Here is a 1,273-nt window from a genome sequence, read left to right as displayed (position 1 = left end):
GCCGCACTGGCCGCCTCGCCGCCGAAGCCGCCCAGGATCACGTTGAAGAACGAGCGGTTCATCGCCTTGCACATGATGTAGCTCAGGATCGCRCCCGAGCWGCCCACCAGCGAGCCGGCCACGATCAGCATCGCGTTGTTCAGGCTGAAGCCGATGCCCGCGGCCGCCCAGCCCGAGTAGCTGTTGAGCATCGASACCACCACCGGCATGTCGGCGCCGCCGATCGGGATGATGATCARSACGCCCATCACGAAGGCCAGCASCACCATCGCGAGGAAGGCGGCCCAGCTCTCGGTSGCCATGTASAMSAGGCCCAGCGCGATGGTCAAGAGGCCCAGCACCAGGTTCAGCATGTGCTGGCCCTTGAACTGCACCGGCGCGCCCTGGAACAGGCGGAACTTGTACTTGCCCGAGAGCTTGCCGAAGGCGATCACCGAGCCGCTGAAGGTGATCGCGCCGATGGCCGCGCCCAGGAACAGTTCCAGCCGGTTGCCCGCTGGAATCGCGTAGCGCAGGAAACCGTCGATGATGGCCGCCCCCTCGGGCGTGTTGACGCCGACGGCAGCGGCCACCGGCGGCGGCGTGATGCCGAAGGCCCAGGGCTCGACCACCGCAGCGACCGCAATGAACACGGCCGCCAGGCCGATCATGCTGTGGAAGAAAGCCACCAGCTCGGGCATCTGCGTCATCTCGACGGTCTTGGCCCGGTAGGCGCCGTAGCCGCCGCCGACCACCAGCCCGAGCAGCACCCAGGCCATGCCGATCGCCTTGCCGCCCGAGAGCTGGACGATCAGCGCCGCGGTGGTCAGCATGGCGATCGCCATGCCGACCATGCCGAAGAGGTTGCCGCGGATGGAGGTGGTGGGGTGACTCAGGCCTTTCAGGGCCTGGATGAAGCAGACGCTCGCGATCAGGTACAGCAGCGTGACGACGTTCATGCTCATGCTGCATTCCCCTTGCCGGTCGCTTCAGCAGCCGGTGCCGCCTTCTTGTCCTTCTTCTTGAACATCTCGAGCATGCGCCGGGTGACCAGGAAGCCGCCGAAGACGTTGACCGCGGCCAGCGCCACGGCCAGCACGCCCATGGTCTTGCCCAGGCCCGTCTCGGTCAGCGCGGCCGCGAGCATGGCGCCCACGATCACGATCGCCGAGATCGCGTTGGTGACCGCCATCAGCGGCGTGTGCAGCGCCGGCGTGACGGTCCACACCACGTGGTAGCCGACGTAGATCGCCAGCACGAAGATGATCAGGTTGATGACGGTGTGGGATACGGG

General features: G+C 66.7%; 2 protein-coding genes. Both read right to left on the bottom strand.

The window, feature by feature from the left end; translation table 11 throughout:
* A partial coding sequence (locus AC1DYD_RS41380) for an NAD(P)(+) transhydrogenase (Re/Si-specific) subunit beta (RefSeq protein ID WP_478178493.1) occupies nucleotides 1-944 on the bottom strand: 944 nt, incomplete at its 3' end.
* On the bottom strand, nucleotides 941-1,273 hold a 333-nt coding region (locus AC1DYD_RS41375; protein ID WP_478178492.1), incomplete at its 5' end, for an NAD(P) transhydrogenase subunit alpha part 2. The genes AC1DYD_RS41375 and AC1DYD_RS41380, both read right to left, overlap by 4 nt.

The organism is Variovorax sp. P4_B11, assembly GCF_056402355.1.
The sequence above is the reverse complement of the archived record's forward strand: the minus strand, read 5'-3'. Positions and strand labels throughout refer to the sequence as shown.